The organism is Nocardia cyriacigeorgica (assembly GCF_005863245.1).
In the GTDB taxonomy this organism is placed as follows: domain Bacteria; phylum Actinomycetota; class Actinomycetes; order Mycobacteriales; family Mycobacteriaceae; genus Nocardia; species Nocardia cyriacigeorgica_C.
Window position 1 is genome coordinate 456,383 of sequence record NZ_VBUT01000006.1, and the last position, 26,855, is coordinate 483,237.

At 68.4% G+C, this 26,855-nt stretch carries 24 protein-coding genes; 7 read left to right on the forward strand and 17 right to left on the reverse strand.

Annotation, left to right across the window (positions count from 1 at the left end):
- Window positions 1-77: 77 nt before the first annotated feature.
- Window positions 78-1,151 carry a substrate-binding domain-containing protein gene (locus tag FEK34_RS18130; RefSeq protein ID WP_138448997.1) on the forward strand — a complete coding sequence of 358 codons (1,074 nt, stop codon included), beginning with the start codon at window positions 78-80 and terminating at the stop codon, window positions 1,149-1,151.
- Between the two features lie 64 nt (window positions 1,152-1,215).
- On the opposite strand, the gene FEK34_RS18135 is transcribed toward FEK34_RS18130, so the two are convergent.
- The 4 genes from FEK34_RS18135 to FEK34_RS18150 all read right to left on the reverse strand — a co-directional run bounded on the left by FEK34_RS18135 (window position 1,216) and on the right by FEK34_RS18150 (window position 5,564).
- Window positions 1,216-2,265: an AAA family ATPase gene (locus tag FEK34_RS18135; protein ID WP_138448999.1), complete on the reverse strand. Its 1,050-nt coding sequence runs from the start codon at window positions 2,263-2,265 to the stop codon at window positions 1,216-1,218.
- 8 nt (window positions 2,266-2,273) lie between these two features.
- Window positions 2,274-3,311 carry an aliphatic amidase gene (locus FEK34_RS18140; protein ID WP_138449001.1) on the reverse strand — a complete coding sequence of 346 codons (1,038 nt, stop codon included), beginning with the start codon at window positions 3,309-3,311 and terminating at the stop codon, window positions 2,274-2,276.
- A 44-nt stretch (window positions 3,312-3,355) separates the two neighbouring features.
- Entirely contained in the window at window positions 3,356-3,976 is a 621-nt protein-coding gene (locus FEK34_RS18145; RefSeq protein WP_138449003.1) for an AmiS/UreI family transporter, read from the reverse strand.
- A 94-nt stretch (window positions 3,977-4,070) separates the two neighbouring features.
- Window positions 4,071-5,564: an alpha/beta fold hydrolase gene (locus FEK34_RS18150; protein ID WP_138449005.1), complete on the reverse strand. Its 1,494-nt coding sequence runs from the start codon at window positions 5,562-5,564 to the stop codon at window positions 4,071-4,073.
- 282 nt (window positions 5,565-5,846) lie between these two features.
- On the opposite strand from FEK34_RS18150, the gene FEK34_RS18155 reads away from it, so the two are divergent.
- The 3 genes from FEK34_RS18155 (at window position 5,847) to FEK34_RS18165 (ending at window position 9,340) form a co-directional block, all read left to right on the forward strand.
- On the forward strand, window positions 5,847-6,524 hold the full coding sequence (locus FEK34_RS18155) for a response regulator transcription factor (RefSeq protein ID WP_138449167.1): 678 nt from the start codon (window positions 5,847-5,849) through the stop codon (window positions 6,522-6,524).
- The gene (locus FEK34_RS18160; protein WP_138449007.1) at window positions 6,521-7,834 is read left to right on the forward strand and encodes a HAMP domain-containing sensor histidine kinase; all 1,314 of its coding nucleotides are present in this window, start codon (window positions 6,521-6,523) and stop codon (window positions 7,832-7,834) included. The genes FEK34_RS18155 and FEK34_RS18160 overlap by 4 nt, the downstream gene beginning before the upstream one ends.
- 180 nt (window positions 7,835-8,014) lie before the next feature.
- A complete protein-coding gene (locus tag FEK34_RS18165; protein ID WP_432760961.1) occupies window positions 8,015-9,340 on the forward strand; it encodes a lipase family protein in 1,326 nt (441 codons plus the stop codon).
- Window positions 9,341-9,410: 70 nt separating this feature from the next.
- Here the strand turns inward: FEK34_RS18165 and FEK34_RS18170 are convergent, their stop codons facing one another.
- Both FEK34_RS18170 and FEK34_RS18175 read right to left on the reverse strand, forming a co-directional pair.
- Window positions 9,411-10,751 carry a DoxX family protein gene (locus tag FEK34_RS18170; RefSeq protein ID WP_138449010.1) on the reverse strand — a complete coding sequence of 447 codons (1,341 nt, stop codon included), beginning with the start codon at window positions 10,749-10,751 and terminating at the stop codon, window positions 9,411-9,413.
- Window positions 10,748-11,353: a M15 family metallopeptidase gene (locus tag FEK34_RS18175; protein ID WP_138449012.1), complete on the reverse strand. Its 606-nt coding sequence runs from the start codon at window positions 11,351-11,353 to the stop codon at window positions 10,748-10,750. The genes FEK34_RS18170 and FEK34_RS18175 overlap by 4 nt, the downstream gene beginning before the upstream one ends.
- Before the next feature lie 89 nt (window positions 11,354-11,442).
- Between FEK34_RS18175 and FEK34_RS18180 the strand changes: the two genes are divergently transcribed.
- Both FEK34_RS18180 and FEK34_RS18185 read left to right on the forward strand, forming a co-directional pair.
- Complete coding sequence (locus tag FEK34_RS18180) at window positions 11,443-12,132, forward strand: response regulator transcription factor (protein WP_138449014.1); 690 nt, start codon at window positions 11,443-11,445, stop codon at window positions 12,130-12,132.
- Complete coding sequence (locus FEK34_RS18185) at window positions 12,125-13,201, forward strand: sensor histidine kinase (RefSeq protein WP_212748778.1); 1,077 nt, start codon at window positions 12,125-12,127, stop codon at window positions 13,199-13,201. Before FEK34_RS18180 ends, FEK34_RS18185 begins: the two co-directional genes overlap by 8 nt.
- Before the next feature lie 11 nt (window positions 13,202-13,212).
- Here FEK34_RS18185 and FEK34_RS18190 read toward each other — a convergent pair whose 3' ends face one another.
- The gene (locus FEK34_RS18190; RefSeq protein WP_138449016.1) at window positions 13,213-13,593 is read right to left on the reverse strand and encodes a DUF1761 family protein; all 381 of its coding nucleotides are present in this window, start codon (window positions 13,591-13,593) and stop codon (window positions 13,213-13,215) included.
- 76 nt (window positions 13,594-13,669) lie between these two features.
- Between FEK34_RS18190 and FEK34_RS18195 the strand changes: the two genes are divergently transcribed.
- The gene (locus tag FEK34_RS18195) at window positions 13,670-14,287 is read left to right on the forward strand and encodes a TetR/AcrR family transcriptional regulator (protein WP_138449018.1); all 618 of its coding nucleotides are present in this window, start codon (window positions 13,670-13,672) and stop codon (window positions 14,285-14,287) included.
- Here FEK34_RS18195 and FEK34_RS18200 read toward each other — a convergent pair.
- The 10 genes from FEK34_RS18200 to FEK34_RS18245 form a co-directional block, all read right to left on the reverse strand.
- Entirely contained in the window at window positions 14,275-15,441 is a 1,167-nt protein-coding gene (locus FEK34_RS18200; RefSeq protein WP_138449019.1) for a glycosyltransferase, read from the reverse strand. The two genes, FEK34_RS18195 and FEK34_RS18200, sit on opposite strands and share 13 nt — an antisense overlap.
- Window positions 15,442-15,502: 61 nt before the next feature.
- Window positions 15,503-16,873, reverse strand: a complete 1,371-nt coding sequence (locus tag FEK34_RS18205) for a glutamate-1-semialdehyde 2,1-aminomutase (RefSeq protein WP_138449021.1) — start codon at window positions 16,871-16,873, stop codon at window positions 15,503-15,505.
- Entirely contained in the window at window positions 16,851-18,182 is a 1,332-nt protein-coding gene (locus FEK34_RS18210) for a GNAT family N-acetyltransferase (RefSeq protein WP_138449023.1), read from the reverse strand. Before FEK34_RS18210 ends, FEK34_RS18205 begins: the two co-directional genes overlap by 23 nt.
- A complete protein-coding gene (locus FEK34_RS18215) occupies window positions 18,179-19,525 on the reverse strand; it encodes a glycosyl hydrolase family 28-related protein (RefSeq protein ID WP_138449025.1) in 1,347 nt (448 codons plus the stop codon). The genes FEK34_RS18210 and FEK34_RS18215 overlap by 4 nt, the downstream gene beginning before the upstream one ends.
- Window positions 19,515-20,816: a polysaccharide biosynthesis tyrosine autokinase gene (locus FEK34_RS18220; RefSeq protein ID WP_138449027.1), complete on the reverse strand. Its 1,302-nt coding sequence runs from the start codon at window positions 20,814-20,816 to the stop codon at window positions 19,515-19,517. The genes FEK34_RS18215 and FEK34_RS18220 overlap by 11 nt, the downstream gene beginning before the upstream one ends.
- Window positions 20,813-22,186 carry a hypothetical protein gene (locus tag FEK34_RS18225; RefSeq protein ID WP_138449029.1) on the reverse strand — a complete coding sequence of 458 codons (1,374 nt, stop codon included), beginning with the start codon at window positions 22,184-22,186 and terminating at the stop codon, window positions 20,813-20,815. Before FEK34_RS18225 ends, FEK34_RS18220 begins: the two co-directional genes overlap by 4 nt.
- Window positions 22,187-22,216: 30 nt before the next feature.
- Complete coding sequence (locus FEK34_RS18230) at window positions 22,217-23,221, reverse strand: CgeB family protein (protein ID WP_138449031.1); 1,005 nt, start codon at window positions 23,219-23,221, stop codon at window positions 22,217-22,219.
- Window positions 23,218-24,477, reverse strand: a complete 1,260-nt coding sequence (locus FEK34_RS18235) for a lipopolysaccharide biosynthesis protein (protein WP_138449171.1) — start codon at window positions 24,475-24,477, stop codon at window positions 23,218-23,220. The genes FEK34_RS18230 and FEK34_RS18235 overlap by 4 nt, the downstream gene beginning before the upstream one ends.
- A gap of 82 nt (window positions 24,478-24,559) precedes the next feature.
- Window positions 24,560-25,705, reverse strand: a complete 1,146-nt coding sequence (locus FEK34_RS18240) for a glycosyltransferase family 4 protein (RefSeq protein WP_138449173.1) — start codon at window positions 25,703-25,705, stop codon at window positions 24,560-24,562.
- Complete coding sequence (locus tag FEK34_RS18245; protein ID WP_249359367.1) at window positions 25,702-26,781, reverse strand: glycosyltransferase family 4 protein; 1,080 nt, start codon at window positions 26,779-26,781, stop codon at window positions 25,702-25,704. The genes FEK34_RS18240 and FEK34_RS18245 overlap by 4 nt, the downstream gene beginning before the upstream one ends.
- Window positions 26,782-26,855: the final 74 nt, after the last annotated feature.

Here is a 26,855-nt window from a genome sequence, read left to right on the forward strand (position 1 = left end):
TCGACCTGAATACTTTCACCTGAAATGATATCAGCGTCGGTCGTGACCTTACGCCTGTCGGCCCGCCGGAGTAGTCGATGAACGGCAATCCGGTGCTCAGGCGTGCCCGCGCCGATGTCTGGCGGCTGGCCCTGGTGATTCCCTTACAAGGCCCCGCGGGGTTGTTCGGTGCTTCCTGTGAGGCGGTCGGCGAACTGCTCGCCCATGATCTGAACGTGGTCGGAGGCGTACTCGGCCGCGAGGTGGTGCTCGAGATCGTCGACGGTGGTGCGCCGCCGGCGCGGGTCGCGGCGGAGGTCGCCCGGCTGGCCGATGCCGGCCAGATCGATGCGGTGAGCGGATGGCACATTTCATCGGTGCGCAATGCGCTGGCTCCGGTGCTGGCCGGGCGGATTCCCTATGCGTACAGCTCACTGTATGAGGGCGGGGAGAACCGGCCGGGCGTGTACTGCTGTGGTGAGACGCCGCGTCAGCAGATCGCGCCGGCGCTGCGGTGGTTGCGTGACAATACCGGGACACGCAAGTGGTTCGTCGTCGGCGACGATTATGTGTGGCCGAAGCAATCGCTGAGTGCGGTCCGGCGATTCGCGGGCGAACTCGGGCTGGATCTCGTCGGAGGCGCGTTCGTGAAGCTCGGCGGCGGCAATATGCGCACCGTGGTCGAGCGGGTCGCGCGTTCGGGCTGTGAGTCGGTGCTCATGCTGCTGGTCGGTCAGGACGCTGTGCAATTCAATCGAGCGTTCGCGCGACGTGGACTCCAGGACTCGATTCTGCGGTTCAGTCCGCTGATGGACGAGAACATGCTGCTGGCCAGTGGCGCGGACGCGACTCGCGGACTTGTGGTGGCCTCTGGGTACTTTCGTTCACTGACCGACGGCAATGCGATGGAATTGGTGCGCGGATACACCGGATTGCACGGTCCGGTCGCTCCCGCCATCGGTGCGGCCGCCGAATCCTGTTATGAGGGAGGGCAATTGCTGGCCGCGATGGCCCGGCGGGCGGGACGGCTCGACGACCTGGGGGCCGTACCGCACGGAATCGCCTACGAGGGTCCGCGGGGGACGGTCGAGTTCCTCGGGAACGAGGCCCGTCAGCGCATACACCTGGCAGTGGCGAACGGATTCGATTTCGACATCGTGACCTGCCTCTGATCGGCGTGCCTCGACCACTCGGAGCAGGGCACGCCGATCCGCGGACGGTGGGTAGCGCCGCGGCTCAGTCGACCTCGTCGATGCGATAGACCAGAACGCGGCCATCGCGAACGGCCGCCGACAAGCTCAGCGGTTCGCCGCCCGTGCGATGGTGCACGATCGCATCGGCGATCGGGGCAGCGACCCGGCATCGTATCCGCCGCCGCATGGATCGAGCACCGTACTGGGCATCGAACCCTTCCACGGCCAGCATGTCGATCACCGAATCCGCACAGGTGAGATGCACGCCGCGGCGCCGGAGCCGGGCGGCGAGCCGGTCGATTTCCAGCCGCGCGATGCGACGCGCGGTGTCGGCGGTGATCGGATTCAACACGACGATTTCGTCGATCCGGTTGAAGAACTCCGGATCGAGGAACCGCTGCACCGCCTCGAGTGTGAGCTCTCGCTGCCGCGCGCCGTTATCGGCGCGCACACGCGGCATCGAAGGCCACCATCGGCGGGTCCGCCGGTGCACCCACTGAGCGGAGCCGAGATTCGAGGTCATGAAGACATAGCAATTGCGAAAGGAGATGCGTTCCTTGCCGTTCGCCAAGCGCAGCTCCCCGGTGTCGAGCACATGCAGCAGCGCCCGCAGCACGGTGACGTCGGCCTTCTCGATCTCATCGAACAGCACGATGCCCGGCCGATAGGTCGTGCCTTCGACAGTGTCCCGGTCGAACAGGGTCAGCGACTCCTTGCTGCCGGCATATCCGGGCGGTGCGCCGCTGAACGACGCGGCGTAGTGCTCCTGCGCCAACGCATTCATATCGACTCGGCACAAATCGTCCGGGCCGCTGCGCAATTCGGCGGCCAGCCGGCGGACCAGTTCGGTTTTGCCGACACCGGTGGGGCCCGCGAGCAGCACGCTGGCCAACGGGCCGTGCGGGTCCGTGGCGCCGACGTGCGCGAGGGTTACCGCGCGCACGACGGCGTCGATGGCGTCGGCTTGTCCGAGGACGGATTCGCCGAGTCGAGCTGCCAGCGCCTGCCGATCGAATCCGGTGGCCGAATCGGGGCGCGCCGGCGCGGCGGGCGCCCGGTTCTGGTCCTGGAGCATGTCGGTCAGGAACGGCATGGTGCCTCCTAGGCCTCGGTGGTCTGCTCGACGGGTAGCGCACCGACCCGGCACTCGGCGACCCCGACGGTGTCGCGGGTCAACTCCTCGACCTGTTGCTGGGCCTTGACCGCATCGGTCACCCACAGCTTGTAGAACTCGAAGGGGCAGTCGGCGACCCCGCGATCGCCGTCGCCGGCGGCGTGCACACCGGAGTAGCCGCGGTGCAACAGTTTGAACAGGTGGTTCTGGGATTGGTCGTTCGCCCGCGCGTCGCGAATCGCGGCGACCGACAGCTGGGCGTACTGGATTCCGTATTCCTCCTCACCGGTTTCGCCGAGGGTGCGCCCATCGAACCCGATGATCGCCGAATGCCCGAAGTAGGAGTACACGCCGTCGAACCCGGCGGCATTCGCCACGGCGACATAGCAATTGTTGGCCCAGGCCATGGCTTTGGCCATGAGCACCTGCTGATCTTTGGCCGGATACATGTAGCCCTGGCAGCGCACGATCAACTCCGCGCCCTTCATCGCGCAGTCGCGCCAGATCTCCGGATAGTTGCCGTCATCGCAGATGATCAGCGACACCTTCAGGCCTTTGGGCCCCTCGGTGACATAGGTGGTGTCGCCCGGATACCACCCCTCGATCGGGCACCACGGCAGGATCTTTCGATACTTCTGCACGATCTCGCCGCGATCGTTGATCAGGACCAGCGTGTTGTAGGGCGGCTTGTTCGGGTGATCCTCGTGCTGCTCGCCGGTGATCGAGAAGACGCCCCACACACCGGCCTGCCGGCATGCGGCCGAGAAGATCTCGGTCTCCTCGCCCGGCACGGTCGCGGCGGTCGCGTACATCTCCTGTTCGTCGTACATGATTCCCTGGGTCGAGTACTCCGGGAAGATCACCAGATCCATTCCGGGCAAACCGGTTTTCATCCCGACCAGCATCTCCGCGATCTTGCGCGCGTTGGCGACGACCTCGGCTTCGGTGTGCAGTCGCGGCATCTTGTAATTGACCACCGCCACCCCGACGGTGTCGGGGCTGGATGAAATATCGCCGTGTCGCATTCGGTTTCTCCTTTATCGGACCCGTGTCGGGCGGTTGGTGCGGTTCAGGGAGCCGCGGGAACATTCGTGGTCGCGAGGCGGTAGCGGCCGGCGAGCAACCAGGAAGCGCCGAGCGCCGCGACGACTCCGGCGGCCCAGACCGCCGCCATGCCGGCCGTGGGGTGGTAGTTGCCGGTCAGCGCCAGCAGTGCGGGAACGGTGCACGTCGGCTGGCTCAGCAGTACGACGGCCCAGCCGGTGAACCGCGTCAGTCCATCCATGCCCAGGCCGAGGACCAGGAAGAACAAGCCCCACAGCACTGCCCAGGCGATCCAGATGACGCCGAAGACCGGATCCGCCATCCGCCCGAAGGAGATCCAGGCGTAGACGAGGGCCGCGGCGGCGACGAAGGCGGAGAACCAGCCGATTCCCTGTGGCTCACATCCGGCGAGAGTGCTGATGCCGACGTAGAGATAGGTGAAACCGAACAGGTACACACCGGACGCGGCCAGGATCGTCGCCGGGTCACCGGCCGACTGCGCGAGCATGACCGTCGGCACGACGCACTGCAACGCCCCGACGAACAGATTGAGCAGGGCAGCCGAGCGCGGCGGGACGACCCCGAGCAGCATGAGCCCGTTGACCAGGAGAACGGCTCCGACGTACAGCAGACCGACATTGGCCATGACCACCACCATTGATTTCATATGAAATGATTTCAGATGAAAATACGTGTGGTGGGTCACAGAGTCAAGGGGTCCGGGCCGGGCACGTGCAGGGTCAGCGGATGACCGGATCCACGGCGATCGGCGGAATGGATTCGACGCAGGTGGTCGGGCCGGTGGTGCCGGTACGGATGAATCGGTCGACGATCCCGGTGACGCAGCCGCTGGGTTCGAGGTCGGGGACGTGGCCGGTGTTCGGCACGGAGAGGAATGTGGCGTCGGCGAACCGGGCCGCGACCTGCTCGCCGTGTGCGTCCGGGGTGATGGCGTCGAGGTCGCCCGACAGGACGAGCACCGGGACATTCGGCAGCGCACCACTCGGCCGCGCCGGGTGCGCCGCAGTGATGTTGGGCCACCGGATGCACGCGTCGCCGCCGTCGCGCACCGCGGCGTTGAATCCCGCGAGACTGAACGCGCTGGCGGAGGGTTCGGCGGCGTCGAGTGCTCGCCGGTACTGCCGCTCTCGCTCGGTCACCGTCGCCGCACGGGACCAGACGGTGGGGTAGTCGTTGCAGGCGACGGTCATGTAGAGGTCGATGTTCTCGGTGGGCGGTGCACCGACCGCGTGTTCGGCGAAATGCCGCAGACCGGTGTCGTCGCCGGCCGCGGCAGCGTGCAGCGCCGCGGGCAGGCTGCCGAGCGGGGTGGGTGCGCTGGGGTCGGCGCCGACGTTGCTGGTGGCGACCTCGAAGATGAGGGTGGCGAGTTTGGCCTCGGTGAGCAGCATCGGGTTCGCGCCGCCGATCTCGAGCGGCTGGGCGGCCAATCGCCGGGCGACGGTGCGCAGGTCGGCGACCGCGGTCGCGCCATCGCAGGCGCCGCTGCGTTCGCAGATGCGGTGCAGGGCCAGCGAGACCGCGTCGGCGTTCGGTCGGTTCAGCAGGTCGAAGTCGGGGAGGAATGCGCCGGTCAGGACCATGGATTGGACGTGGTCGGGGTGGCGTTCGGCGTAGACGGGCATCAGGAAGGTGCCGTAGGAGATGCCGTAGAGCACCAGCCGGGGGATGCCGAGCCGTTCGCGCACCGCGTCGATATCGTCGGCGGTCGCGGCCGAGGTGTAGCCGGCCGCGCGGGGGCCGAGCCGCTCACCGCAGCGGGCGACGACCTGTCTCTGCTGTTCGCGGGTGCCGAGTTCGAATTCTCGTTCGTCGGCGCCGCAGTCGAGCGGGCTGGACTGGCCGGTGCCGCGCGGATCGATCAGCAGCAGATCGTGGTCGTCGAGCAGAGCGGAAGCCAGCTGGGTGGCTTGGGCGGCGTGTGCGATGAGCGGGACCCCGGGCCCGCCCGGGTTGGGCGCGACTGTGCCGACGGCGGGTGCGTCGAGGTTGTTGCGCCGGATCAGCGCGTAGCTCACGTCCACCGAGCCCAGCTGTGGGTCGTCGGCGACCAGAGGCCGCTGCTCGATGCCGCATTCGACCTGGTGGCCGGGAACGGTGGGGCACCAATCGGGTGACTGCGCCGCCCGTGTGGCGTCGCATGCGGTAATCAGCGGTACGACGGCCAGCGCGGCAAGTGCCGCGACGAGCGCGGCCCGCGGGGCTTTCTTCATGGTGGGAAATCCTGTTCTGGTGAATACTTTCGCGCCGAACGCGAGGTCGACGACGATCGTGCGTAGCGCCGGGCAAGGCAGTGCAAACCGCACGCAAGAACCACGTAAGAATTCGCGGGCCGGTGCCGGATCGCGTCGCGGTGCCGGGCCGGGCCGGCGGGCGGCGGGTGGACGATTCGGCGGTCGATCTCGGCTCGGGTAACGGCGATCACGAACCGCTCGGCCCGCGTCGGGTGCCTGTGGTTGCCCCGCCACAATGGCACCGTGACCACTACGAACTCGATGGCGTCGGTGCTGGTCGTCGAAGACGATCCGCATGTGCGCAGCACTCTGGACCAGCTGCTGCGGTTCGAGGGCTACCGGGTTCACCTGGCCGCCGACGGACGCCAGGCCCTCGAGCTACTGGAGCGGAGCAGGCCGGATCTGGCCGTGGTCGACGTCGTCATGCCGGAGCTGGACGGGCTGTCGCTGTGCCGGATGCTGCGCAGGCGCGGCGACCGCTTGCCGATCCTGGTGCTCACCGCGCGCCATCAAGTCGGAGACCGGGTCGCCGGTCTGGACGCCGGCGCCGACGACTACCTGGCCAAGCCGTTCGCGATCGACGAACTGCTGGCCAGGTTGCGGGCGTTGCTCCGGCGCAGCACGTTCGACGAAGAAACCACGGAGCTGTCGGTCGCCGACTTGACCCTGAACCCGCAGACCCGCGAGGTCTACCGCGGCCTGCGGGAGATCGAGCTCACCAGAACCGAGTTCGACGTGCTGGAGCTGCTGATGCGCAACACCCCGATCGTGCTGACCCGCGGCCAGATCTACGAACACATCTGGGGTTTCGACTTCGACACCGACTCCCGCTCGCTCGATGTCTACATCGGCTATCTGCGGCGCAAGACCGAAGAAGGCGGGGAACCGCGGCTGATCCAGACCGTCCGCAATGTCGGCTACACGATCCGGCCCGCATGATGCTGCGCACCCGGCTCACCGTGCTCGTCGTCGGCGCTGTCGTCGCCGCAATCGCTGCCACGCTGATGCTGTCCTATCCCGGCGTCGTCGAGCTGGTCGACGACCAATTCGATCGCAGTCTCAACGACCGCGCCGATGCCGTGATCGCGGTGCTGCCCGCGAGGTTGCCGGAACGGCCGGACACGACCGAACAGCTGCTGCTTCCCGACGGCACCGTCAGCGCGCTGGTTCCTCGTCGTCCCGAACTGCCGGTGACCGACGCCGATCGCGTCGTCGCCCGCACCGCGACGGGGACCACCACACACGACGCCGAGATCGGCGGCGCCACGTACGAGATCCTGACCAAACCAAGGCCCGGTGGTGGTGCGGTCATGGTGGGCCAGCGTGTCGACGGCCCGGAACTGGTCGACAACGAATTCCGTTGGCGCACGGTGCTCATCACGGCGGTCGCGGTGGCGGTCTCGGCCGTCCTGAGCTGGCTGGCGATCGGAAGGATCCTGCGTCCGGTCCGGCGGCTGCTCGCCGCCACCGAGCACATCAGCGGTTCCGGTGACCTCGCGGTGCCACTGCCGGAGGCCGGCCGCGACGAAATAGGCAGGCTCACCGCCAGTTTCGACACCATGCTCGGTGCGTTGCGGCGCTCCCGTGCGCAGCAGCAGCGGCTGGTGCACGATGCCGGCCATGAGCTGCGGACACCGTTGACCTCCATCCGTGCCAGCGCCGAACTGCTCCAGCGGGCCAAGGGCAGGCTCGATCCCGCCGACGAGGCCACGGTGCTCGACACGCTGGTCCAAGAGTCGGTCGCCCTGGATGCCCTGGTCGCCGAGCTCGTCGAACTCGCCACCGACCAGCACACCGCCGAAGAAGCGGTGCGGCTCGACCTACCGGCACTGGCCGAGGACTGCGCCGAACGATTCCGGCACCGCGGTGGCCGCACCATCACCGTCACCGCCGATGACCCGGCCCCGGTATGTGTGCGCCCCAAGGCACTGGCCCGCTGCGTGGACAACCTGATCGGCAATGCGATCAAATTCAGTCCGGCCGGCACGCCGATCGCGGTGCGCATTCACGGCACCGAACTCGCGGTACACGACCAGGGGCCCGGTATCGACCCGTCCGAGACCACCGCCATCTTCGACCGGTTCTACCGCGCCGAGGGCACCCAGGCCATCCCCGGATCCGGCCTCGGCCTGGCCATCGTCGACGACATCATCACCGCCCACCACGGCACCGTCTTCGCGGAATCCGGGCCCGGCGCCGGCATCGGCTTCCGCCTGCCGCCGATCTCGCCCGTAGACAGGCGGGCTTGATATTCACGCGACGCTCTTGTGCACATGCACAAAATTCGGGGGCACCGCTCTGCATCATGTCAATGGCGCCCGGCGCCGCCGTGCTGTGAACTCATTCCACTGGATCATTGCTGATCCAGCACGATGTCACGGTCGCTGACGGCGGCCGGGGTGAATCAACGACGATTCGGAGGACCTCAGGTGAGAACACGACGGCTGGCGTCGGTGGCGGTGGCGGCGTGTGTCGCATGGGCCGGTGGTGGCGTCGCGGCGGCCGATCCGGCGTTCCCGCCGAGCTTCCCGCCCGAGCAGAATCAGTTGCCGAGGTTGCCGTCGGAGCCGCAACTGTATGACATGCTGCCGATCCCGACACCGGCCGAAGATCTGTGGTACGACGATCCGCCGAACCTGGCCTCGTATGCCCCGGGTGCGATCGTGCGCAGCCGGGAAGTGCAGACGCGACTGCTGGGAATCCCGTTCCCGGTCTACACCAAGCAACTGCTGTACCGGTCCAGCGATGTGCACGACAATCCGATCGTCACCGCGACCACCGTCATCGTGCCGGGGATTCCGTGGCATGGCAGCCCGCGCCCGGTGGTCTCCTTTCAGGAGGCGATCGATTCGACGAACTCCGCGTGCAATCCGTCCTACACCTTGCAAACCGGCACCATGAAGGAGTCGACGCTGCTGGCCGGGTGGCTGGCGCAGGGATTCGCGATCAACGTGCCCGACTTCGACGGCAAATTCAACACCTTCAACACCTACGACGAGGGCAAGATGGTCCTCGACAGCCTGCGTGCGATGAAGAACGATCCGGCCCTGGGGCTCACCGATTCCGGTATCGCCCTCTACGGGTATTCCGGCGGCGGGTCGGGGTCCATCCGCGCGGCCGAACTGCGCCAGAGCTACGCGCCCGATGTGCGGCTGCTCGGCACCGCCATCGGCGGCACGCCCGGTGACCTGGTCGCGCAGGCGAAGTACGCCACGCAGGAACAGCCGGGGCTGACCGGGATCAGCAACTTCACCATGTGGCTCGGCCTGGCGAGTTTGTCGCGCGAATACCCCGACGTGTTCGACCCCGAGGAATTGCTCACCCCGGAAGGGCAGCAGATCGTCGCCGACATCGCGAGCCGTTGCGTGCTGACGATCGCGCCGACCGGCATGTACCGCCCCATCAGCGCGTACTACCAGCCCGGTAAATCGCTCGAAGGCTCACCGGAGATCATCGAGGTACTGCGCGACAACAGCCTCGGCAAGTACGTCCCCGACAGCCCGGTGCTGTGGTGGCACGGAGTGTGGGATGAGCTGATCCCGCCGTCGGTCGTGCTGCCGACCGTCGACAGCCTCTGGCAACGCGGCGCCGACCTGCGCTTCGTCACGGTTCCGATCCCCGAGCACGTCGTCAACGCGGGCGTCGGCTGGGCACCGGCCACGGCCTGGATCAGTCATGTGCTGCGGGGCGGTTCGCCGGGCCCGAAGTTCAACGCCCCCTTCCAGCCGCTGCCGCCGGGCTTCCCGGGCAGTTGAGCCCAGGAAACCGCCGTGCCCGAGTCCGCCTTTCGCCGGCGCGGGCATGGCGGTTCGCGCCGAAAACCCTTCAGCGGAGGTACGGGTAGTCCTGTACCCAGTGGAATCCGCGGCTGCGCAGGGTGAAGGTGGCGGGATCGACGCGGTCGAGGGTGATCGCGACCGGACGGTCGTGCAGTGTGCCGCGCAGGATCAGGCGGTCCGGGGCGGGCTGTTCGGCTGACAAAGTGGCGAATGGTGCGCGGTAGTCGGCCTGCCCGTCCATCGAAAGCACGGTGAGTTCCAGGAGGCCGTCGGTGCGGAAGAGGGCGTGTGCCGGTACCAGATCACCGTTCATCCGCTGGTAGGTCGCTTCTTCTGGTCCTTCGAAAACCACTCGCTGCCAACGGTTCTCGTCGGTCGTCAGCGGCGGCACGGCCTGACCGTCGAGGCCGAAATCCCGCACCTCCCATATCCCGTACAGCGGAGATCGCGGACTCGCGGCACTGTACTGTTCCTGCCAGACGCGCCAGTTGTCGTGCACGCCGCTCACCGTGACCCAGAGGGCGAGAGCCACCTGAATCCACGTCGCGATGCGATTCCTCCTGGCGTCGGTGAACAGCGCGGGCGGTGTCAACGGCGCGCAGGCGCGTTGCCGCACGAACACGTCGAACAGCCGCCGCAGGTACGGTGCGAGCAGGACCAGGCTCATCATCAGCAGATGCGCCGACAACAGCTTCTCCGGCACATCGAAGGTCATATTCAGGACCAGGATCTGCGCCGTGCTCGCCAGGCTCACCACCGCGCCCAATACCGCGGTCCTCGGCAGGAACAGCAGCAGCCCGGCGACGACTTCCACTGCGCCCAAAGTCATCTCGTAGGCAGGCGAGCTGCCGACCTGTAACCACAGCACCGACATGGGACTGAAGCTGCCGTACGGCTGCAACAGTTGCGCGAGTCCGGGACCGGGCATCTGGTTGGGGATCAGCTTGGCGAGCCCGAACGACAGCATCTGCCCGGCCAGGCACAGCCGCAGAAACAGCGTGAACCACGCCAGGAGTCGCGGATGCGAGCCGCGGCGATCGACGGCCGTCCATGCCGCGGTGCCGACCGCCGCGGCGACCAGCAGGCAGAACACCAGCACCCACATCGCCGTCTGGTCGCCGGCTCCGGAGTCCTTGTGCAGCAGCGCGTCGACCCCGAACACGGTCGTGCCGACCCAACCGGTCACGGGGTCGGTGAGGGAGGTGGCCCACAGCCCGGCATGCCCGTGAACCCAGCGGCCGAAGGCGCCGAGCAGCGCGAAGTGGATGTAGGGGATGAGCAGGCAGAACAAGCCGAAGTAGAGGACGCAGAAACGGAACGCGATCCGCGTTGCCGGATGCCAGGCGGTCCGCGCGGCGGTGGTGGAGGCTTCGCGCGTGCTGGTCACCGGTGCATCCTCGGGTCCTCGGTGGGGTCGGCGAACTGGGCCGGGCAGCCGTCGCCGATGGCGTCGGGACGGAGTTCGAAATGCCACGGTTCGTTGCGGTAGATCTGGCACAGCCCGTACCCGGCGCCGTGCGCCGACAACCAGGCCGCCGCCTCGGTGGGTCCGATGTCGACCGCCTCACCGGACACATGCGCGGACGTGTCCGCAGTGGCCACCCACCGGGCGGCCTCGGCTTCCGAGCCGTACGTCGCGACCGCCTCACGCAACAGCTGATCCTGGTACTCCGGGGAACGGCGGCCGCTGGTGACGACCAGCTCGACGCCCTCGCCCGCCGCATCCGCCGACGCCCGGCGCAGCGCGTCGAGCAAGGCGGGGTCGAGGTCGGACACCGACGGAACCCCGTCACCGAACACCGCGCCACCGGGCGGACCATCGTGGTCGCCTCGAACGGAATCGATGGCCCCCGCGACCGAGGAGGACAGCGTGCCCGGTGACTGGCAGCCGACGCCGCCGGCAACCGCCGCGCCGACGACGATGCAGGCCGCGAGGATGGCGGATCGGCTACGGTGAGGCGCTGTTCGTGCTGGTTCGCTGTGCTTCATGTCTTCAGTGAAGCCAGCGTGGTGTTGTCGGCACGTATGCGATTTCGGATACGCCGACGATATGCCCGGCCTGGGAAGATCGAGGGTCTATGCGTGTACTGATCGTCGAGGACGAACCGTATCTGGCCGAAGCCGTCCGCGATGGGCTGCGCCTGGAAGCGATCGCCGCCGATATCGCCGGTGACGGTGAGACGGCGCTCGAGTTGCTCAGCGTCAACGCCTACGACATCGCCGTCCTCGACCGTGACATCCCCGGGCCCTCCGGCGACGAGATCGCCCGGCGGATCGTCGCCTCCGGCAGCGGCCTGCCGATCCTGATGCTCACCGCCGCCGACCGGCTCGACGACAAGGCGAGCGGGTTCGGCCTCGGCGCCGACGACTACCTCACCAAGCCGTTCGAACTGCGAGAGCTGGTGCTGCGCCTGCGGGCTCTGGACCGCAGGCGCGCCCACAGCCGGCCGCCCGTGCGGGAGATCGCCGGGCTGCGGGTGGATCCGTTCCGGCGCGAGGTCTACCGCGACGGCCGCTACGTCGCGCTGACTCGCAAGCAGTTCGCGGTGCTCGAGGTCCTCGTCGCCGCCGAGGGCGGTGTGGTCAGTGCCGAAGAGTTGCTGGAACATGCCTGGGATGAGAACGCGGACCCGTTCACCAACGCCGTGCGCATCACCGTCTCGGCGTTGCGTAAACGTCTCGGCGAGCCGTGGATCATCGCGACCGTCGCCGGTGTCGGGTATCGCATCGACACCCAACCGGACAACGGGGGAGGGGAGCGTGGATAGGCCGCCCGGCCTGAGTGTTCGCCTCAAGCTCACCCTCAGCTACGCGGGCTTCCTCATGCTCGCGGGTGTGCTGCTGCTGGCGGCCGTGCTGGTGTTCTACCTGTACCTGCTCCCGGCCGGTTGGATCAACGCCAGCGGTAACTTCTGGATCGACCGTTCGCTGCTGCTGCGGGCCTTCGCACCATTCATGGCTCTGGTGCTCGTCTTCCTTCTCGTGTTCGGTCTGCTGGGCGGGTGGTTGCTCGCCGGCCGCATGCTCGCCCCGCTCACGCACATCACGGCCGCGACCCGCCTGGCCGCGAATGGTTCACTGTCGCACCGCATCCGGCTTCCGGGTCGCAGTGACGAGTTCCGCGAACTCGCCGACGCCTTCGACACCATGCTCGCGCGGCTGGAAGCGCACGTCGGGGAACAGCAACGATTCGCGGCGAACGCCTCCCACGAGTTGCGCACACCGCTGGCGATCACCCAGACCCTCCTCGACGTCGCCCGCAACGATCGCGACACCGACACCGGCGAACTGGTCGACCGCCTGCACGCCGTCAACGCCAGGGCCATCGACCTCACCGAAGCGCTACTGGTGCTCAGCCGGGCCGACCGAGGTTCGTTCACCCGGGAGCCGGTGGACCTGTCCCTGCTCGCCGAACAAGCCGCGGAAACCTTGCTCCCGCTGGCGGAGCGCCACGGCGTCGTCGTCGAGACCTCCGGCGAGATCGCACCCACGCACGGTTCGGCTGCGCTTTTGCAGCAGATGACGACCAACCTCGTGCACAACGCCATCGTCCACAACCTGCCCGAGCGCGGCGCGGTGTGGGTCACGACCGGAGTCCACGGTGGCGGTGTGGTGCTCACGGTGGAGAACACGGGTGAAACGCTCACCCCGCAGGTGGTTTCGACCCTGGCCGAGCCGTTTCAGCGGGGTACCGAACGCGTCCGCACCCATCACGCGGGCGTCGGCCTCGGCCTCGCCATCGTCGACAGTATCGTTCGCGCGCACGGCGGGATCCTCACTCTCGCAGCGCGTCCCGCCGGCGGACTCCGGGTGACAGTGCGACTACCCGGGCCGTAGGGTGCGCACGTTCAGAGGAACAGGCCGAGCACGGCACCACTGACGATCAGCTTGAGCACCCAGTCGGTCATATGCACCAGGGCGGTCGGGATCGGGACGTTCTCGTGCACGATGGCGCCTGCGAGGATGGTGACCGGAAGTACCGCAACGATCGCGCCGAGCGCCGCTCCGGCGGCGACGCCGTGCCGATCACCGGCGAGCAAAAGCGCTGCCAGCACGGCGGCCGCAACGAGACCGCGCAGCAGCACGAACGCCATCTGGACCGGCACACCGACCCCTGGCCGTGGGGTACTCGTTTTCGCCACCTGGACGGCGACCGGGGGTACCGCGTACAGCACCGCACTGAGGACGAACGAGACGACGGCCGCGACGACGACACCTATGACAACCATGGCCAGCTCCTTTAGTACGGTCTAGTACTCAATTTAGGGCGACGTATAAGTACTGTCAAGTACTAAAGTGGGCGGCATGAACTCTGGAGGTGTGCGTCGTGGCCGGCCGCCGGGCAAGACCGGCGCCGAACTGCTGGCCGTCGCTCGCGAGCTGTTCCTCGAGCGCGGTTTCGCGGCGTCGACGATGGACGAAATCGCCGCGCGGGCACGAATTTCCAAAGCCTCGCTCTATCGCGAGCATCCCTCGAAGGCCGGCCTGTTCGCCGCCGTCGTCGAGCAGTGGGCCGACGCCGGCCGCGACGCCGTGCGACCGGCCCTGGACAGACTCGAAGCCGCCGAGGACGTCCGCGACGGGTTGCAGACCTGGGCGCAGACCCTGCGGGCCGCCATCCTCGCTGCGCCCGTGATGGAGATGCGCCGACTGGTCACCGCCGAGGCGGCCCGCCTGCCCGAGGTCGGGGCCACCTATCTGCACAAGAGCTGGATCAGGAACATCGGCGACCTCGCCGCCACACTCCGGACCCTCGAGGCCCGCGGCCTGCTGCGAGTCCCGGACCCCGCGGCCGCCGCTGAACAACTGACCTGGCTGGTCGTCGGCGCCCCGCTGAACGCCCGGATGCTCGATGCGACGGCAGAGATCCCGGATACCGTGGACGGGGCGGTGGAGGTTTTTCTGGCGGCCTACGGGAGATGACCATGCGCGGCGGTGACCGCCGCTGATATCCGTGCCCGGAAGATCTCGGGGGAGAAGTTCATCGCGTGGGCTCTGATCGCCGGCGGGTCGTAGCGTGCCGGGTCGAAATCGCGCATGGCCCGCGCGAGCCGGGCGATGACGGCGGTATCCGGGCCGACATCCAGATGTTCACCGGTGATTCCCGCGACGACGGTATCGAGGGCGCCGCCGGCGCCGAGGGCGAGAACGGGAGTGCCGCATGCCATTGCTTCTACGGGGACGATGCCGAAGTCTTCGACTCCCGGCATGACGAGTGCCCGGCAGCGGCGATACATGTCGAGCAGAATGTCGTCGGGTGCGGCGCCGAGGAAGGTCGTTTCGGCGCCTGCGAGGGTCGCGAGGTGGCGGCGCGCGCGGCCGTCGCCGAGGATGACGAGCCGGCAGCCGGCGTGCTTGGCGGCGTGGACGGCGAGGTCGGGGCGTTTGTAGGGAACCAATCGGCCTGCGAAGAGGAAGAAGTCTTCGCGAGAGACGTCGTCGGCGGGGGAGAAGCGGTCGAGCCGGACCGGTGGGTTGATGACCGTCGCGGGTACGCCCCACCAGTCGCGGACGCGATCGGCGACCGCGCGTGAATTGGCGATGACCCGGGTCAGTCGCGGCGCGGCGCGCGTCTCCGCGTGCCGGGCCAGTCTGCCGAGCGCGGCCAACGCCACCTGGCCCGCGCGGCCGCCTGATTCCTGGGCACGGAACGCGCGGTCCCACGCCCAGCGGGCCGGGCTGTGCACGTAGGCGATCACCGGGGCGTCGGTCGCGAAAACCGCCTGGGTGGCGAAGGAATGGTGACTGACGAGCACAGCGTCGTAGCCATTGCGTAGCGGCAATGTACGCAGAACCCGCGGCGTGAACGGGAGCAGCGGCGCGTGGGTGCGGCCACCGGTCGCGGCGTAGACGCGATCGAGCCAACTGCCGTGGACGGGACTTCGCTGGTGGCCGTCACCGGCGTCGCTCGAGTGGTCCCGGGCGGCACGACATACGGCCCGGGCACCATCGGGTGTGACGATGGGCGCGTACACCTGCGCGTCCGGCCACGTCTGCATGAACTCGGCGACCACTGCCTCGGACCCGCCGTACTCGGTGAATCGCTCGTGCACGATGGCGATTCGGGGATCGGTCATCCTGGTCACCTACTTGTGCGGGCCGAGCTGGTGGGTGGATGCGGGCGAAGCCGGACCCGGACTAGACGGCAGAGCGTGGGACGCCGGCCGCTGTGTCCGCCCGATCCGTGAACGGGGCGACCCGGCGAGGTGCCGCGCGGCTTCGCAGGGCGGGTGCGACGGGACGACCTTCGAGCAGCCCCGCCACGCTGCCCTGCTCCAGTGCCCTGCGGTACACCACCGCCGCATGCAGGCACGCCTCGACCGTCTCGTCGATCGCGGCATCATCGTGAGCGGCGGACACGACCAGCGACTGCCCGAGCACACCGTGGCGCAGCAACTCCTGGATGAACAGCGTCCGAAACGCCTGCGACGGTGCGCCGGTCAGATCGGCCGTCTGGTAGAGCAGGCACGACGGCCGGCCGAGAACCCGGAGATGGTCGGCGATTCCGAGATCGGCGGCGACAGCGTTCACCGCCGCGGCCAGGCGGTGGCCGGACCGCTCCATTCTCCCGACCGGGTCGGCGGTGGCGTAGGCATGGACCACGGCGCGGAAGGCGGCGAGCGAACCGGATTCGGGACCGTGCGTCGTGGACAGCAGGAACACCCGGTCGCGGTCGGTGCGCAACCCGCCGAGTTCCATGAACTCCCGCTTGCCCGCGAGCGCCGCGATCGGAAACCCATTGCCCATCGCCTTACCCCAGCACGACAGGTCGGGGCGCACACCGTACACCTCCTGGGCGCCGCCGGCGGCCCACCGGAAACCGGTGATCATTTCGTCGAGGACCAGCAACGTGTCGTACCGATCACACAGGGCGCGAACACCCTTCAGATATCCCGGCTCCGGTTCGGCGAGCGCCGTCGCCGCCTCCATGACGACGCATGCGACCGGTTGCCCGGCCAGGACTTCGGCCAGCGAGCCGAGATCGTTGTACCGGAATCGCACCGTGGTCCGTGCGCCGGGAACGCCGCGGTCCATCGCAGTCGTGCCGATGAACCAGTCGTCGACCGAGAAGAAGGGCTGATCGCACACCGCGACGACCTCGCGCCCGGTGGCACCGCGCGCCAACCGCACCGCCGCGGTGGTGGCGTCGGAGCCGTTCTTGGCGAATTTCACCATGTCCGCGCCGGGCACCAGAGACAGGAAGTCCTCGGCTGCGAGGAGTTCCAGCTCGGTGGGCCGGGTGAAGTTCACCCCCTGCGCGATGGTTCGGCAGACGGCCTCGACCACCGGCCGGTAGCCGTGCCCGAGGGTCACCGAGCGTAGCCCCATTCCGTACTCGACGTATTCGTTGTCGTCGCAGTCCCATACCCGACAGCCATTGCCGCGCACCAGGACCGGCGCCATGTTCTCCGGATACTGGTCCGGGCCACGGGCGTAGGTGTGTGCGCCGCCCGGCACCAGATCGTGCAGTCGCGCCTGTGCGGCGTTACTGCGGGTGAACTCGCGCATCGGCTACCTCCTGTCCGACGGTCACCGCCCATAGGCCGTGATCGGCGCGCCTGCCGCGTGGGCCGGCATAGGCGCGCATGGTTCCTTCCTTCACCAATCCGGACCGGGCAGTGGCGACGGCGGATTCGGTGTCGTCTTCCTCGACGGCCATGGCGATCCGATACAGTCCGAGCTGCTCGAACCCGTACTCCAGCAGCCGCCGCGTGACGGTGACCCGCAGTTCGCGGTCGGCGACGTCCGGATCGATCCAGAGGTGGATCCAGGCATTGCGGTCGAACATGTCCAGACCGAACAGCGTGGCCTCGCCCGCATAGGAATCGTTGTGCACGATCGCGAACACCAGTCCATGGCTGGTACGCAAACCGGTTCTGCTACACCACCACTCGTACGCCCATCGGCCGTAGGAGGGTGTCGATGCGGGCCGGGCGGCAGTGGGCGAGTGCTCCTGGCCGTCTCGCCTGGCCCGCCGCCAGGCCGCGCCGTCGGATAACCGCAGGCTGCGCACCACGACTCCCGGACCCGCCGCCAGCGACACGACGCCGGGGCTACGGACGGCCTGGAAACGTCGTCGGAGCCGTCCCAGCGTGTATCGCGCAGACACAGCGACAACCGTGATCGCATCGGGGCCGTCATACGACGGTGGCTCCGCGGTGGTGCGCACCCGGCGGGCGGGATGACGGGCCTGCGCGCGCTGGATCCACTGCCCGGTGAACCCCTGCCGCGGAATGTCGGCTCTGGTCAGCGCCCACAGCTCGTGGTCACGCCGTGCGCCGCCGGCGTCGAAGTACTGCGCCATGCGTGCCTCGCGGCAGAATCCGAGATCGGCGGCCCCGCGGACCGCGGCGACGTTCTGTGGTGCGACGGGTGCCACGATGCGTTCCAGCCCGATCCGGTCGAAACCGAAGTCGAGCACGAGGGAGGCGGCCAGGCCGCCGAATCCGTGCCGGGCCAGGGTGGCGTCGATCCAGATGCTCAATTCGGCGCTGCCGGTGCGTCGATCGACCGAGACCAGATCGCATTGGCCCGCGAGCCTGCCGTTGATCTCGATGACGCAGGCGAGGCGGCGGCCAGTACACGCCTCGGCGCGGGCGGTGACGAGTTCGCGGGCCCACTGAACATCGGAATGCCTCGCTGCCCAGTCCAGCTCGCTGGTATGCCAGAACGGCTCGATGAGCAGGCGATCACGCAGCCGGATCCGGCGCCACGCGGCCGCATCGCCGACCCGGGGCGGCCGCAACACCACGGTCGCGCCGAACAGTCGCACCGGGCCCAACTCGACAGCGGACAGATCGCTGAGGCGGCGGTTCATCGGCGTGGTCGCTGTGTACCCAGCGATGCGGTCGTCACGGCGCCGTCGGTCCCCACCGATAGCCGCCAGTAGGTGCCCTGTTCGTCTTTCAACACGATTCCCCCGTCCGTCCGCTCCGAGAGCCACGCACCGCTGGGCAGCACCGCCGCGAGCACCTGCCGTTGCGGGTTCCTGGCTTGGAAGAGATCACCATCGCCCTCACCTCCCTGCGCGACGACGGTCGTGCTGAACCGCGCGCCCGTGCCACGTCCGATCACGTTCCAGCCGACGGGGAAGACCGCGGGGTCGATGTCCTCGCGGGTACCCGAGATGAGGTTCACCGCGGTGCCCTCGGGGCAGCCGGCCGCATCGATCCGTAGCTCGACCGGGGGTGTGTCGTCGTCGGCGTCGAACTCGACATTGGCCAGGTAGGGCTGACGGCAGTACACGAGGTCGAGGCAGACCGCGCGCGCGGCGACCTTGCAGTTGACCATCCCGAACTGCGCGGGCCCGCCCTGTCCGGCCGCGCCGACCGACAGTGCGGTATCGGCACCTTCGAACCAGACATTGGTGAACCACCAGTCGTTCGCGGCGCCGTCGACGACCACATGCCGATCGGTGGTTCGCGGGTCCTTGTCGGCGACGAATTCGACATTGGTCAAGGACAATCCGGCATTGTGGTCGCCGCCGGTGCCGAGCACACCGATGCGGTTGTCGGCGAACTTGGAGGCGGTCACGTAGTTCTGGATGCACGAGGTGACCACGCCGTAGCCGAAATTGTTGATATCGCAGTCGATGAACGTCGTGCCGCCGGTATTGCGGTCCAGGACGACTCCGCGTTGTTCGGCGTAACGCGGATGATTCTCGCTCTGATGGTTGCCGCGCAGCACCACCGATTCGAACGAGCATCGGAAGCATTCGGAGAGCGCGACCGCGGTCGAGCGGGGGCCGCTGGTGAAGATTCCCATGCGCGCGAACCGCACGCGCTGTCGCCGGGTCAAGGCGATGAGCGTGCCGTCGCCTTCGTAGACGATGGTGGTGGCATCGCCACCATCGCCGAGTACCGCGGTGTAGTCGGGCAGCGCCGGCCACGATGTGACCAGGTAGTGCCCGGCGGGCAGATACAACACCAGCGGGCCGTCGCCGGGCGCGGCGGCCCTGGCCAGGGCCTCGGTGTCGTCGGCGTGCCCGTCGCCGACCGCGCCGAAGTCACGGACGTTGCGTGCCGCGGGCGCATCGGTGACCCGAGGTGAGCGCGGTGCCGGCTCCGAGGGCGCGGCACACGACGCCAGCGCGCCCGCCGCGGTCGCGCCGAGCGACGCCGCGAGCATGTGCCGGCGTGGTACCGCTGGGTTATCGGTCATTCGAGCGCCTCTTCCACAACCTCGGCGCTCGCCGGGCCGCCGCGGAGTACACCACGACGCCGTCGAGACCTGTGCCGCCGTCCCCGAGGGTGGCCAGCGCACCGCGCACCTGCGTGGCGGTGGTGGTGCCGAGCTCGATCACGCCGACCGCCGCCTCGGCGCGGCGGGTGAGCGCGATGGCGTCGGCGGCCCCGGTCACCGGGGCAGCGTCCACGACGATGTGATCGAATTCGGCGCCGAGCTTGGCCATGATCTCGGTGAACCGCTCGGAGGCGAGCAGATCCGGGGTGCGCGCGTCGGCCTCGCCGAGCGGGAGGAGATCGACGCCGGAGTCCGGCCAGGACACGATCGCCTCGCCAGGCGGGCCACGGTGGCGCAGCAGTTCGGCGAGACCGCGTCGGGTTTCCGGCGGGAGCAACCGCGTTGAACTGCCTCGTCCGGTGGTGTCGGCGTCCAGCAGCAGCACCGAGTGTCCGGCGTCGGCGAACGAGCGCGCCAGCCCGATCGCCACCTCGGGGCGCGACCGCGGCGACAGGCTCGCCAGAACGATTGCTGCCGGATCGCGGTCGTCTCTGGTGAGGCGGGCCCGCAGCCGCCGCAGCTCCCCGGCTTCACCCGGTCTGCCGTCGTCGACGATGCCGAGGACCGGCACCGCGACCACGGCTTCGACATCGGCGGAGCTGCGCAGCCGCCGGTCGAGCCGGTCGCGCAAGACCGCGGCGGCACCACCGAGCACCAGCCCGGCCAGCAGGCCGAGCCCGAGCAGCCGCGTCTGCTGCGGCCCCGACGGGGCCGAGGGCAGTTGCGCCTTGTCGACGACCTCCGCGCGGGCCGCGGGTGCGGCGTCGCGCTGTATCGACTCCAATTCGGCGACGAGACGGCGGAACTGGGACACCACCTGGTCGGCGAGCACACGCGCACCCTCCGCGCTCGAATCGGTGACGCTGACGAAGATGAGTGTGGTGGCCGGCGGTGCGGTGGCCGTGATCTTGTCACGCAGTTCGTCGACCGACATCGCCAGTCCCAGTTGATCTTTCACTCGCTGGGCAACAGTGACGCTGGTCGCGAGGTCGACATAGGAGCGCACCCGCTGCTGGGCTGCCAGCCCGCCCTGATAGGAGTCGTTGACCGAGGTGCCGGTGGCCATGGAGACATACACGCTGCTCGACGCGGTGTAGGTGACGGGAAGCGATCTCGCGTAGGCGAAGGACGCGGCCAGGCACAGCGCCGTCACGCCGAGCACGATCAGCCACCGCCGCCGCAGGATATGCCAGAAATCTCGTAAATTCATCGTAGTGCCCTCGCTTTTCCTACAGCGGTCGGCCGGGTTGGTGCCGGCCGGCTTTCGGTCCTTCTCCGGTATTCCCCGACCGCCAGGTAGATGAGCGCGACGAGCACCGCGGCCTGCAGATACTTGCCGAGCATCTCGACGCTGCCCAGCATGCCGCGCTCATAGGCGACCGGAACCTCGATCACCGCGAGCGCGAGCACGACGGCCACGAGACTGCGCGAATACATCGCCCGCGCCCACAGCACCACGAGCACGAATGTCCATGTCACCGCGATAGCGACCCCGGTGTATCCGCCGAGAACGAAGCCCTCGTTGACATTTCCCTCGGCGAGCGACACCTGGACCGTTGTCATGTCGACCGAGGAGCCGCGCACGTTCTCGGCCCACGCCGCACCCGCGCGATATTTCTCCGTGCCGAGCAGCTGGGCGGGCACCAGGCTGTGCAGCATGTGCACGACCACCTCGTCCAGGGAGAGCCAGGAACCCGGTCCCGCGTAGTAGGCGTCGGTGGCGCCCTCGAGGAGATCGAACCGGCGCAATATGCTCAGGAACGGACGCACCGGTCCCGGATAGGCGGAATCGGGCAGGGCAGACTCGGATGCGGCGTACGTGGTGGCCTTCAATGCCTGGAGCCTGCCGAACGCGGCAAGGCCGAGCGCCGAGAGTGCGCATACCGCCAGCACCTTCCGCCGCGTCCAGCCGGTCAGCGCGAATCGCACCGCTACCGCTAGTGCCGCGCCGATGACCGGTGTCTTGGACTGGACCTGCATTGTCCACAGCAGTTCCCCGAGCATCACCAGACCGATGACGAGGATGGTGATGCGGTTGTGTCGCGGCCGCAGGAAGACGATGAGACCGACGGCGCCGAGCGTGGCCAGCAGGGTGACGAGATTGATGACCGGATTCGGGCTCTCCAGTTCCCCGGCGCGTCCGGTGCCGCCGGTGGCGACCGCGGCGAGACGGCCGACAGTGCCGACCACATACAGCGCCCACAGGGTGGGCACGAGGTGGGGATCCCGGGTGGAGTACGGCGTCGGCGGTCTGCCGGCGGGCCGATTGCGCGCCCAGATCGCATAGCAGACGACCAGCGCGGCGTAGAGGCACAGGCCGAACACGACATGCCGCAGCACCGCGGCGATGCCGTCGTCGTAACCGAATTCGGCCAGCCGCGGATCGGGGATATTGTCGCCGAAGTGGGGCTGCGGATGGGTCAGCAGCAGCACCGCCGGGCGCGCGACATAGGACAGGGCCCAGTGCGCGGCCTGGACGATGAGGACGATGCGGATGACTCCGCGCCGATAGCAGGCCGCGACGACGATCGCCACCAGCGCGCCCGTGGCGATGAGTACTTCCGTTGCCGCTGCGCTCATCTCGGTGTGCTTTCGTGCCGTCGCGCGGTCTCATCCCAGTGCATCGACGATGTCCCTCGCGCGATCGACATAGCGGTGGCGGCCCGCGACGATGCGGCGATGTCCGGCCGCGGCGATCTTCGCGACACGGTCGGGCTCGCGGGCGCAGCGATCCAGGATGTCGCGCAGCTCGACGCGGCTGGAGAACAGGAAGCACTCGGTGCCTTCGTCGAGTAATTCGCCGTGCTCGGTACTGCGTTCGCCGACGAACAACCCGCCCGCCGCGGGTACCTCGAAGGTGCGGCAGGTGTGGGTATCGCGATTGGCGGAATTGAGCAGCACGAGATTCGCGGTCACCGTGGCGACGGCGTGCGAGAAGTCTTCACCGTAGGCCGGGCCGGCCACGCAGGCGCCGGTGCTGCGTAACGCGGGCACCCGCCACCAGTCGGGTCCGCGGAGCATGAACCGGCCGCCGTGTTCGCGGGCCAGCGTCAGCAGCAGATCGTTGCGGTCCGGGCGGCGGGCGCCGATGAATCCGGCCAGGAATCGACGGGTGCCGCGGAGTGCGCACGGATGGTGCCAGGCGGGATCGTATGCACTGCGGACCAGGCGCACCTGCCGGGCGCCGCGTGTGCCGAGTTCACTCACGTTGTGGCGCTTGGTTGTGACGATCAGATCCCAGTAGCGCTCATGGGCGAGGTACTCGGCGGTGATGTTGTCCGGGTTGGCGATGTCATCGGGGCTGTAGTGGACGTGCAGGGCCGCTGGTGTGCCGAGCAGTCGCTGCTGATCGAGGTGGACCGCCTTGAAGGCGAACAGCATCTGCGGCTCGAAATCCACAGCGATCCTGTCGATTTCGCGATGCACGGCGGCGACCTGCCGCGGCGACCGCCGCCGGAGGGCTTTGGCGTGCCACCAGGACGGCGACAGCCGAGCGGGCAGCGTCACGGCGGTGCTGTCGACCACGATCACGTCGTGGCCGGCTTGCCGGAACCCCTCGGCGAGCGAGCGGGCATTGCTGCCCACCCAGTCGTCGCCGACGAACAAGATCCTCACGGCGACCCACCGTCCAGGATCAGGTCGGCAGCGGGTGCCGGGCGAAGCGCGGCAGCGCGATCCCGGAGCACCAGCCAGCGCATGCGGACCAGGCACCACAGCGCGACGGCGACTTCCGCGGCGAGGCTGCCGAAGACGAGCGTCCACACCGAGCGGGTGTGCAGCGCGATGCCCAGCGCGATCAGCGCGACACAGGTGCCGACAATCGCCCCGATCAGCACGCCGGCGGTGTCCTGGCGCACCGGGAGCACCGCGGTGGTCACGAAGGAGGTCACCGTGGTGGCGGGCAGGATGAAGACTTCGACCCGCAGCAACGCGACAGCACCGGTGAACTGGTCGCCGAAGATCACATGGATGAGCAGCGGGGCGAGCAGCCACACCCCGGCCACCGCGAGCACCGCGGCGCAAACGCACACCAGCAAGGACCGCACCGAGCTGCGCCAGAACGTGCCCTGGGTGCTGCGGCGCGCCATCCTCGGCAGTAGCGCGAAACCGATGGGGTCGAGCAGGGATTGGATGGCACGCACCAGCCGGTCGCCCGCCGAGTACAGGCCGAGCGAGACCGCGTCGAGCACTGCGGCGTAAATCGCCACCGACCCCTGCCCGTAGCTGGACACCAGCGCGCGGGAGGTGAGGATCGGGCCGCCGATCCGCAAGACCGCCCGCACGTTGCGCGGCCGGGGCGGAGTTCCGAAGGTGCGCACCGAATCCCACCAGGTCAACGCGACCGTCAGCACGGAGGACACCAACATGCACAGCAATACCACCGGCGCACTGGGGAAACGGGGGAGCAGCAGGATCAGCAGCACGAGATACCCGATGCGGCCCGCGCCCTGGTAGACGGTCGATGTTCCGAATCTGCCCTGGCCGATCAGCAGCCAGTCCTCCGAGATCGACCAGAAACCCCCGGTGAACAAGCCGAGCAGGATCATCTGCACCGGGGCAGGCACCTGCACTGCTGTGCCCGCTACGAGCATGGCGGCCAGCGCGGCGAGCGTCGTCGCGCGGATCGCGAGATAGGCGCCGCGCAGTTCGCCCAGATCGGCGCGCGTGGTCCGGATGTCGTGCACACGGGCCGCGAGGAAGGGGGTGATCCCCAGGTCGACCAGCAAGCTGCCGATGAAGTACGACGACATCCCGATGGCCAGTAGTCCGACGCCGTCGGCGCCGAGTATCCGCGCGATGAGCGGCAGCGTCAGCAGCGTGATGAGGTACTGCCCGTACTTGCCGAAGCTGACGTAGCCGATGTCGCGCATGATCGCGCCGAGTCCGTGCGAGACGGACCGGGGGGCGAGTGCGGTCTCCGAATCCTTCGTGTGGCTGCCGTGCACAGCGGGATCAGGCACGGCCGTGTCGCTTCCGGGGCACGGCCGCGAGGAAATCGGCGACCACGCGGGCGGATTCGGCGACGTCGAACCGGCGCGCCCGCACGCGGGCGGCGGCGGCGAGCCGCACGCGCAAGGCGCGATCCTCGATGAGGGTGTTCAGCGCTTCGGTGAGCTGCCCGCGATCGCCGCCGTCGACGAGCAGGCCGTCGATCCCCGGCTCCACGATCTCGGTCGGGCCGCCGGGGCGGGTGGCGATCACCGCGCAGCCCGCCCGCATGCCCTCGACGACCACCTGCCCGAACGGCTCGGCGAGCAACGTGCAGTGCACCAGGACATCCGAGCGGTACATATAGGAGTCGGGATCGTCGACGTGACCGGTGAACGTGACGGGCAGGTCGTACTCCGTGGTGAGCTGTTCGAGTTCTGCGCGGAACGCCTCCTCGCCGAAGAGCGCACCGCCGACCAGGAATACCCGCCGCGGACGGGTGCGTACCTCGGCGAGCGCGCGCAGGAACAGGTCCTGCCCCTTCCATGGTGCGAGCCTGCCGACGACGGTGACGATCGTGTCCGAGGGTGGACGCTGGTCCTCGCGGCGGTCGGGCGGGCGCGCCTCGAGGCCTGGATAGGCGACGACGGCGGGGCGGCGCCAGGTGATCAGCGACCCGAGAGTCGAACGACTGTTGGCGATGTACCCGCGGGCGACGAGCCAGCCGAACACCCTGATCACGGGAGCCAATGTGCGGCCGAAGTATTCGGCCGAGATCCGATCGTGCACCTGCCAGACCAGTGGTATGCGCGCCCGCCCTGCCGCTGCGGCTCCGATGACGAGCGCCTTCGCGCTCTGGGCGACAACGACCGAGGCCTCCAGATCGCGCATCACGCGGCCCAGCGTCCAGCCGAGGCGTATCAGCCGCACGACACCAGCGGCCAGGCGCGGCAGGCCGGCGTTCGCGATCGTCAATGTGGCGCTGTCGGTGTCATTGGCGACGAGGTGGGTCTCGATGGCGCGAGCCCTGGTCTTGGCGACCATGGGTCCGTCGGCGGTGTACACCACGGCGGTGTCGAGGTGGCCGGGCAGCGCGGTGACCAATCGCAGCGTGGCGAGTTCAGCGCCCGAGGGCGCGGCGGTGTGGGTGAGGAAGACCGCTTTCATCAGGACCCCAAGGATCGGTAGAGCTCGACGTGCCGCTGCGCGACCGCGTCCCAGGTGAATGTTTCGGCATGCGCCCTGCACTGTCGCGGCGTGGGCCGGGCGCCGTCGAGGGCGCAGACGATGCGGGCGGCGAGCGCGTCCGCGTCGCCGGCCGGCACGATCAACGTGTCGTCGAGTGCGCGAACGGTTTCGGGCAGGCCACCGCAGTCGGTGACGATGGGCGGGCAACCAGCGGCCAGGGACTCCAATGCGGCGAGGCCGAATCCTTCCAGCGCACGCGACGGCACCACGTCGAGTTCGGCCGCGCGATGTAGCCGGGTCAGTCGTGCCTCATCAACCGCGCCCAGGAAGGAGATCGAGTCCGAGCCGGCGGCGAGGTCGCGAAGTTCCCGTTCGGCAGTCCCGGTCCCGACGATGACCAGCCGGGCCGCCGGGTGCGCCGCGACCACCGACGGCCATGCCCTCAGGAGCACATCGATGCCCATCCGGCGCTCGAGCCGCCGTACGCAGAGCACGGTGCGAGTTTCCGCTGAGCTGTGATCGGTTTCCGCCCGTGAATCGACCCGGGAAAAACGGCTCGTGTCGACACCGGGCGAAATAACATGAATTTGTTTCTCTGAAATCTTGTAGTCGGATACCAGAATCTCTCGGAAATGATTCGATAGCACAACTAATATGTCGGCACCGGCATAGCGAATGCGCTCGACGAGGTATTTCACGTGCGCGGTGATCTTGTTTTCTCCTGCGGCCCTGCTCTCCGCGGACCATGGGCCGTGGAAATGCACGACGAGCGGCGATCGTCCGAATCGTCCCACTGGTGAGGGTCCGTACAGTCCGAAATGCCTGTCCAGTACCGCACCGCGGGTGAGGTCGGCCCGGTCCAGAAATGCGATGCGTGCGCGGCGCAGGGTGGATCCGCCGGTAGGGCCCCAGGTTCGGGCCCCGATAGGGGGTTCGCCGAACGCGGCTGCCGCCACGTCGAGGCCGGGGCGGCGCGTGAGGGCCGAGTACAGTTCGGTGAAGTATCGATTCAATCCGCCGGGTGCCGAGGGGAGCCACTCGGAGCCGGTCATATATATCCGGAGCTCGCCCGTCACGGTCACCTCTGGGTCTTGCAAGTACTGCTTCGGTGTGCGACGTCGAACACCTGTAT

Coding starts and splice junctions, on each gene's coding strand:
- FEK34_RS18130 (WP_138448997.1), top strand. CDS start 78: ATGAACGGCAATCCGGTGCTCAGGCGTGCCCGCGCCGATGTCTGGCGG.
- FEK34_RS18135 (WP_138448999.1), bottom strand. CDS start 2,265: ATGCCGTTCCTGACCGACATGCTCCAGGACCAGAACCGGGCGCCCGCC.
- FEK34_RS18140 (WP_138449001.1), bottom strand. CDS start 3,311: ATGCGACACGGCGATATTTCATCCAGCCCCGACACCGTCGGGGTGGCG.
- FEK34_RS18145 (WP_138449003.1), bottom strand. CDS start 3,976: ATGGCCAATGTCGGTCTGCTGTACGTCGGAGCCGTTCTCCTGGTCAAC.
- FEK34_RS18150 (WP_138449005.1), bottom strand. CDS start 5,564: ATGAAGAAAGCCCCGCGGGCCGCGCTCGTCGCGGCACTTGCCGCGCTG.
- FEK34_RS18155 (WP_138449167.1), top strand. CDS start 5,847: ATGGCGTCGGTGCTGGTCGTCGAAGACGATCCGCATGTGCGCAGCACT.
- FEK34_RS18160 (WP_138449007.1), top strand. CDS start 6,521: ATGATGCTGCGCACCCGGCTCACCGTGCTCGTCGTCGGCGCTGTCGTC.
- FEK34_RS18175 (WP_138449012.1), bottom strand. CDS start 11,353: ATGAAGCACAGCGAACCAGCACGAACAGCGCCTCACCGTAGCCGATCC.
- FEK34_RS18180 (WP_138449014.1), top strand. CDS start 11,443: ATGCGTGTACTGATCGTCGAGGACGAACCGTATCTGGCCGAAGCCGTC.
- FEK34_RS18190 (WP_138449016.1), bottom strand. CDS start 13,593: ATGGTTGTCATAGGTGTCGTCGTCGCGGCCGTCGTCTCGTTCGTCCTC.
- FEK34_RS18195 (WP_138449018.1), top strand. CDS start 13,670: ATGAACTCTGGAGGTGTGCGTCGTGGCCGGCCGCCGGGCAAGACCGGC.
- FEK34_RS18200 (WP_138449019.1), bottom strand. CDS start 15,441: ATGACCGATCCCCGAATCGCCATCGTGCACGAGCGATTCACCGAGTAC.
- FEK34_RS18205 (WP_138449021.1), bottom strand. CDS start 16,873: ATGCGCGAGTTCACCCGCAGTAACGCCGCACAGGCGCGACTGCACGAT.
- FEK34_RS18210 (WP_138449023.1), bottom strand. CDS start 18,182: ATGAACCGCCGCCTCAGCGATCTGTCCGCTGTCGAGTTGGGCCCGGTG.
- FEK34_RS18215 (WP_138449025.1), bottom strand. CDS start 19,525: ATGACCGATAACCCAGCGGTACCACGCCGGCACATGCTCGCGGCGTCG.
- FEK34_RS18220 (WP_138449027.1), bottom strand. CDS start 20,816: ATGAATTTACGAGATTTCTGGCATATCCTGCGGCGGCGGTGGCTGATC.
- FEK34_RS18225 (WP_138449029.1), bottom strand. CDS start 22,186: ATGAGCGCAGCGGCAACGGAAGTACTCATCGCCACGGGCGCGCTGGTG.
- FEK34_RS18235 (WP_138449171.1), bottom strand. CDS start 24,477: ATGCGCGACATCGGCTACGTCAGCTTCGGCAAGTACGGGCAGTACCTC.